The organism is Bradyrhizobium altum (assembly GCF_020889705.1).
In the GTDB taxonomy this organism is placed as follows: domain Bacteria; phylum Pseudomonadota; class Alphaproteobacteria; order Rhizobiales; family Xanthobacteraceae; genus Bradyrhizobium; species Bradyrhizobium altum.
The window spans coordinates 1-5,614 of sequence record NZ_JACMYP010000400.1 but is presented as its reverse complement, the minus strand read 5'-3'; the positions used below and the strand labels follow the sequence as shown (position 1 = coordinate 5,614).

Here is a 5,614-nt window from a genome sequence, read left to right as displayed (position 1 = left end):
TCCATCGCCTGCTTGGCCAGCGCCTTCGGTAACGCAGAGCCGCCGATCACCATCTTGAGGCCCTTGAGATCGACCTTGGCCGCAGCGGCGGCATTGAGCAGCATCTGCAGGATGGTCGGCACGCCATGGGTGAAGGTGACGCCTTCGCTCTTGATCAGCTTGACCAGCATCGCCGGCTCGTAGCGGCCGGGGTAGACTTGCTTGGTGCCGGCCAGCGTTGCCGACCACGGGAAGCCCCAGGCATGGACGTGGAACATCGGCGTAATCGGCATATAGACGTCGTCGCGCGAGAAGCGCCCCTGCGACCCGGCCATGCCGAACAGCGCAAGCCCGGCGATCGTGTGCAGCACGAGCTGGCGGTGGCTGTAATAGACCCCCTTCGGCAGACCGGTGGTGCCGGTCGTGTAGAAGGTGGTGGCCTGGGTGTTCTCGTCGAAATCGGGAAAGTCGTAATCCGGCGAGGCCGCCGCAAGCAGGCCCTCATACTCGCCGACGAAGGACAGGCTGCCGGTCTGCGGCGACGGCTTGTCCGACATTACGATCATTCGCTTGACCTTGGGCAACTGCGCCTTGATGCCTTCCAGCAATCCGACGAATTCGTCGTTGACGAGCAGCGTCGAGGCGCCGGCGTGATCGATCGTGTAGGCGATCTGCTCCGGCGACAGGCGGACGTTCACCGTCTGCAGCACGGCGCCCATCATCGGGATCGCGAAGAAGGCTTCGAGGAAGCGATGGCTGTCCCATTCGAGCACGCCGACGGTGTCGCCAGGCTCGACGCCGGCCTTGCTGAGCGCCGAGGCGAGACGGCCGATCCGCTCCCTGGTCTGTCGATAGGTCTGGCGCTTGAGATCGCGATAGACGATCTCCTGGTCCGGCGCCTGGACGCTCGGCGTGTGCCAAAGCTGCTTGAAGATGAGCGGATAGTGATAGGCGGATTGGGCAGTCTGAATCAGCCTTCCGACCATGGAAGCCTCCCTCAACCTGGCATGTCCTCCGACCGTTGCGTCCGCAGTTCTAAGCGAGCGGATCGTGTGGTCTGCCGTGCTGCATCACGACGGTCTGACCGTGTGACATTAGGACGAAGCCTCGCGTGATGCTCGCCCTTTGTGAAGGTCCGAAACGGACATCGGCGGGGTCTCAACCGGACAAGGTGCTCTCGTCAATGGCGGCGGTCTTGCTGCTTCGCAACAAGGGAGGCCCATTGATGAGTCTTGGGTTTTGGCGCGAACCGGCTATGTTCCAGGGGCTCGCGAACGGAAATCCACTCGGGCCAGGTTTGCGGCGCACTGCTTTCCGACCGAAGGAAAGGCTGGTTCACTTTGCAACCAACCACGCGACTGAAGAGGCCTGTGGGCTCCCGCAACGATATCCTGACCGTCGGCACCGGCGACAAGGTCTATGAGACGACCAAGCTTGGCGCTGTCTTCGACATGCTGGCCGGCGCCGGCGTCCCGGCCGACGCCATCCTGCGCGACACCCGCATTCCGCTGGCCGATGTCCACTCACCGCAGGCGCGGATCTCGCTGACGCAGTTGATGACGGTCTGTCAAAACGCGCTGCGCCTGTCGACCGACCGTCACCTGCCCTATCGCATCGGCGCATCGATCCACATCTCGACCTACGGAATGTACGGCTATGCGCTGCTGTGCTGCCCGGACTTTCGCAAGGCAATGGAATTCGCGATGCGCTACCACGCGCTCGCCGCGCCGCTGGCGACGATCGAATTCAGCGAGGACAAGGCCCATGCGAGATGGACCGTCGAGCCCAATCTGCACGCGCTTGCCGATTCCGCGCTGTACCGGTTCGTCGCTGAGATGCAGATCGGCATCCACATTTCGCTGATGCGCGACATCATGGGACCAAGCTTCGCTCCCTTTGAAATCACGCTCGCCTATCCGCAGGCACAGGACTTCGATCTTCCGCTCGATCACGTCGGGTGCCCGGTGCGCTTCGATCAACCGGCCAACCAGATCGTCTTCAAGGCGCAGTTGCTGGACCGGAGAGCGGATCTCGGCAACAAGACGACGTATCCGACCATCGTCGCCCTCTGCGACGACTTGCTCGGAGACTTGAGATTGCGGACCGGCATTGCCGGAAAAATCCGCGCCATCCTGCTTCGCGATATCGCAAACCCGCCGACGTTCGAGGCCATCGCCAAGCTGCTCGGCGTGAACGACCGGTCGTTGCGCCGCCAGCTTCGCCAGCAGGGCTTTTCCTTCCGGGGGCTGCACGACGAGCTGCGGACCCAGATTGCGCTGAAATATCTCCGCAGCACGACGCTGGCCAATGACGACATCGCATTGGCGCTCGGCTTCAGCGATGCGGCAAACTTCAGGCGTGCGTTCCACCGCTGGACCAACAAGGCCCCGAGCGACATCCGCGGCGAATGATTGCGGGCCGCGATCGTTGACCGCCGCGCTTGCGCGGACGTCAGCGCTAATACGCGTAGGACGTCTTGCCCGGCTGCACGGTCAACCGAAAGGCGACGTCGGTCGAGCCGTCCATCAGCTCGATCAATTGGTCACACACCAGGCATCGAAACTCGCCGGCGATGCCGCCCTTCGACGTCAATTCGATCCGGCGATAGCCGGCCTGGCAATGGGGGCACGTCACGTCAGATTTTCGCATGGAATCAGCAAACCGTTGCTCTCTCTATTTTCCATATGCCCATCGTCAGAAATGTGACGGCGTCACGATCCGTGCGAAACAGACGTCTGTTCGCTGACGTTATCGATGACTGTAAACGGGTGCTGGCGGGCGATAGGGAAACGCCGAGACCCCGAAGTTGCGGCCATATTGCTGCTGCACCGCGGGGATGTTGACCACGCCCACCTTGAGATCCTGCGATTTCGCGTCGATCGGCGGCGTGTTGGTGACGGGCGGATTGACCTGATCGACCTGCTTCTTCAACCGCTCGTTGATGCAGCCAAGCGAGGCCGCATCGCCGCAACGCTCGGCCGGCGCGCCGGCGCCGCTGCCTCTTGCCGCAGCCCGGCCGGTGCCGCCACTGGTGTCGCGGTTAAGGTTGAGCGCCGGCGGCGGTGTGCCGACGACAATTTCCGGCAGCGGCGTGTGTTGCTGCGTCTGCGCCTCCGCCTGCATCGCCGACAATCCGGCAACGGCGACCGCCAACATGATCACTTTCATCGGTGCTGCTCCTTGCAGAACCACAACTGTTTCAAACGATAGGAAGCCAAGGACAGATATTAAGCGAGGATATCAAGGTAACGATATGAATCCGGGCGGCGCGGCCTTGCTATTTCCCTCCCCGCGCCTGGATCACAAGCGCGTTGAGCCGCGTGTTGAGCGCGGCGAGATCGACGCGGCCGATGCGTCCGCCGCCGCCGAGGCATTTGCGGCCACATCCGCCGCCACCGCCGCCGGCACGGCCCGGTTCGCCGAAGGTCGCGACCGGTACGGTGCCGGTCACCCGAAAGCCGCGGGCAAACAGCCGGGCGCGCACCGCCACGCAATAATTCACCGACAGATAGGAGAAGCGGGTCTCGCCATGACCTGCGCGGTACTTCATGACCGCGGTACACAGGTCGCCGCCGGCAAGGCGCCATGCCTGCGCAAGATACATGACGCCGAAGTGAATGTTGTTTTCGGGAATCGCGAGTTCGGCAAGCGAGCCGGAAAAGCCGAGCATGCGCGCGGTCGACGGCAGCAGCTGCATCAGCCCGATTTCGCCGACGCCGCCGATCACGTCGGGATTGTAGCCGCTCTCGACGCCCATCACCGCCTCGGCGATCTCGGGCGCAAGCCCGCTTCCCGCCGCCTCCTTCTCGATCAGCGCGCGATAGCGCATACGCGCGTCCGAAACCGCGGGCTGGCCTACCGGCGGAGGCGGGAGCGTTTTCCCGCCGGCGTCCTTCGCCGCATCCTTGGCCGGCGCGGCCGGCTTCGCCGTCGCCTCGGCCGGCGGCTTTGCCGTGGCGTCGGCTGAAGGGTCTGCCGACTCGACGGCGGCAAAGCGCGTGCTGAATGACGACGCCGGCCTCTCTCCGTCGGCATGGGCAGGCTGGACAAGACAAAGCGCGAGCACAAGACCGCCGGCTGCGATGCGGCTGCCTCGGTGACGAGCAGGATCAAGCAGCTTCCGCCATCGGCTGAAGCTGCCCGCCTTCGTCGCTGAGGCACCGTCATTCATCGGTCGCTTACGGCCCTGATCGTCGCGTGTCCGCATGATTTACTGGATCGTCGGAACTGCCCCCGCTTCCGCGGCGTGCTCATGGGACGGCTGCGGGGCCGGCGCACTTGGCTGCGGGACAGCCGCCGCGCCATTGCGGGCGACGATCTTCGGCAGCTCCTCGCGCAGATAGGCGATCAGCTCCTGAACCAGCCGGTCCCAGACCTCGATCTGCGCCCGCACAAAGTTCGGCGCCACGCCGCCGGAAACGGAGACATCGAGGCAGAACATCAGGAACGGCTGGCTGAACTGCAGCCGCCCGAACCGCCGCGTCGTGTTCCAGCGATTGACGAGGTCGAGCGGCAGCTCGCCCTGCACCTGAAGCGTGGTGACCAGCGTGGCGTCGACAAAGCTCTGCTCCTCGCCGACGAGCTGGTTTCCCGGCCGGATCTCGAAGCCGAGACCTGCCGTCGCCGAGCGCAGATAGGTCGTGTTGGCGACCGGATCGGTCAGCGTTTCGACGCGATAGCCGACATTCTGGAAGCTGTCGCGCAATCCGTCGATGGTGAGCTTGGTGATGATCTCGGACATCTTTATCTCCGTATTACTTCTTCGACGCGTCGAGCAGGCTCGACAGGGCAAGCTCGTTGAGGACGGGCGGATGTTGCTTCAGCAGCTCGGCGAGATAGGCCCGCCGCATCATGTTCGACCGCTCGGAGCGGATCTGCAGCACCAGCTGGTCGCGCACTTCCGGCAAGGTGCGGGTATAGGACGCCTTGGTATCGAGCAGCTTGATGATGTGCCAGCCGTCGTCGAGCTTGATCGGCTCGGACACGCTGTTCTTGGCGAGCCCCATCACCTGGTTGCGGATCTCCGGACGGATCTGGCTCTCGGCAACCCAGCCGAGGTCGCCGGCATCCTTGGCGGCGTTGTTGTCGCCGCGCGCGATCGCCGCGAAGTCGGCTCCCGGCGCCTTCAGCTTGCGCTGCACGTCGTCGAGCTCCTGCTTCGCCTTGTCCTCGGCGGCCCTGTCGCCCTCCTTCGGAGCGGCGACGAAGATCTGCGCGAGCTGGAATTGCCGCGGCATCAGGAATGCGGCGCGATTGGCCTCATAGACCTTCTGCAAATCGTCCTCGCTCGGGAAATTGGCCGGCGGCGTCGACACCGATTGCAGGTAGAGCTCGACCACCGCGCCCTCGCGCGCCCGGTCGAGCTGCGCGGCGACGGCGGGTTGCTGATCCCACTTCTTCGCCACCGCCTCCTGCAGCACGAGACGGTTGGCGAGCAGCAGCCGGACCGCCTGGCTGAGCATGGCCGGATCCTTGGCCAGCGCAGCCTGCTCGCGCGGGGCGAGGGCTGCGACATAGCTGCGGAGATCATCGGCCGAGATGTTGGTCTCGCCGACCCGCGCAATGACGTTCTCGGGCGCGGTGGGCTTCGGCGCGGCCGCGACCGGAGCCGGCGCGGGCGTGGCGGCGGCTTGCG

Annotated in this window: 7 protein-coding genes; 1 reads left to right on the top strand and 6 read right to left on the bottom strand. The window is 64.6% G+C overall.

The genetic code is table 11. From position 1 onward, the window contains the following. The coding region (locus H8B02_RS44780) for an AMP-binding protein (protein ID WP_229172138.1) at window positions 1-965 on the bottom strand (965 nt) is incomplete at its 3' end. Window positions 966-1,349: 384 nt separating this feature from the next. Between H8B02_RS44780 and H8B02_RS44775 the strand changes: the two genes are divergently transcribed. Continuing rightward, window positions 1,350-2,390 carry an AraC family transcriptional regulator gene (locus tag H8B02_RS44775; protein ID WP_229172137.1) on the top strand — a complete coding sequence of 347 codons (1,041 nt, stop codon included), beginning with the start codon at window positions 1,350-1,352 and terminating at the stop codon, window positions 2,388-2,390. 46 nt (window positions 2,391-2,436) lie between these two features. Here H8B02_RS44775 and H8B02_RS44770 read toward each other — a convergent pair whose 3' ends face one another. The 5 genes from H8B02_RS44770 to H8B02_RS44750 all read right to left on the bottom strand — a co-directional run. Then, the gene (locus H8B02_RS44770; protein WP_224924689.1) at window positions 2,437-2,613 is read right to left on the bottom strand and encodes a hypothetical protein; all 177 of its coding nucleotides are present in this window, start codon (window positions 2,611-2,613) and stop codon (window positions 2,437-2,439) included. 114 nt (window positions 2,614-2,727) lie between these two features. Further along, entirely contained in the window at window positions 2,728-3,147 is a 420-nt protein-coding gene (locus H8B02_RS44765) for a hypothetical protein (protein WP_229172136.1), read from the bottom strand. Window positions 3,148-3,256: 109 nt separating this feature from the next. After that, a complete protein-coding gene (locus H8B02_RS44760) occupies window positions 3,257-4,096 on the bottom strand; it encodes a lytic transglycosylase domain-containing protein (protein ID WP_233287993.1) in 840 nt (279 codons plus the stop codon). A 93-nt stretch (window positions 4,097-4,189) separates the two neighbouring features. Further along, window positions 4,190-4,720: a YbjN domain-containing protein gene (locus tag H8B02_RS44755; RefSeq protein WP_229172135.1), complete on the bottom strand. Its 531-nt coding sequence runs from the start codon at window positions 4,718-4,720 to the stop codon at window positions 4,190-4,192. Window positions 4,721-4,733: 13 nt separating this feature from the next. Beyond that, the coding region (locus H8B02_RS44750) for a peptidylprolyl isomerase (protein WP_229172134.1) at window positions 4,734-5,614 on the bottom strand (881 nt) is incomplete at its 5' end.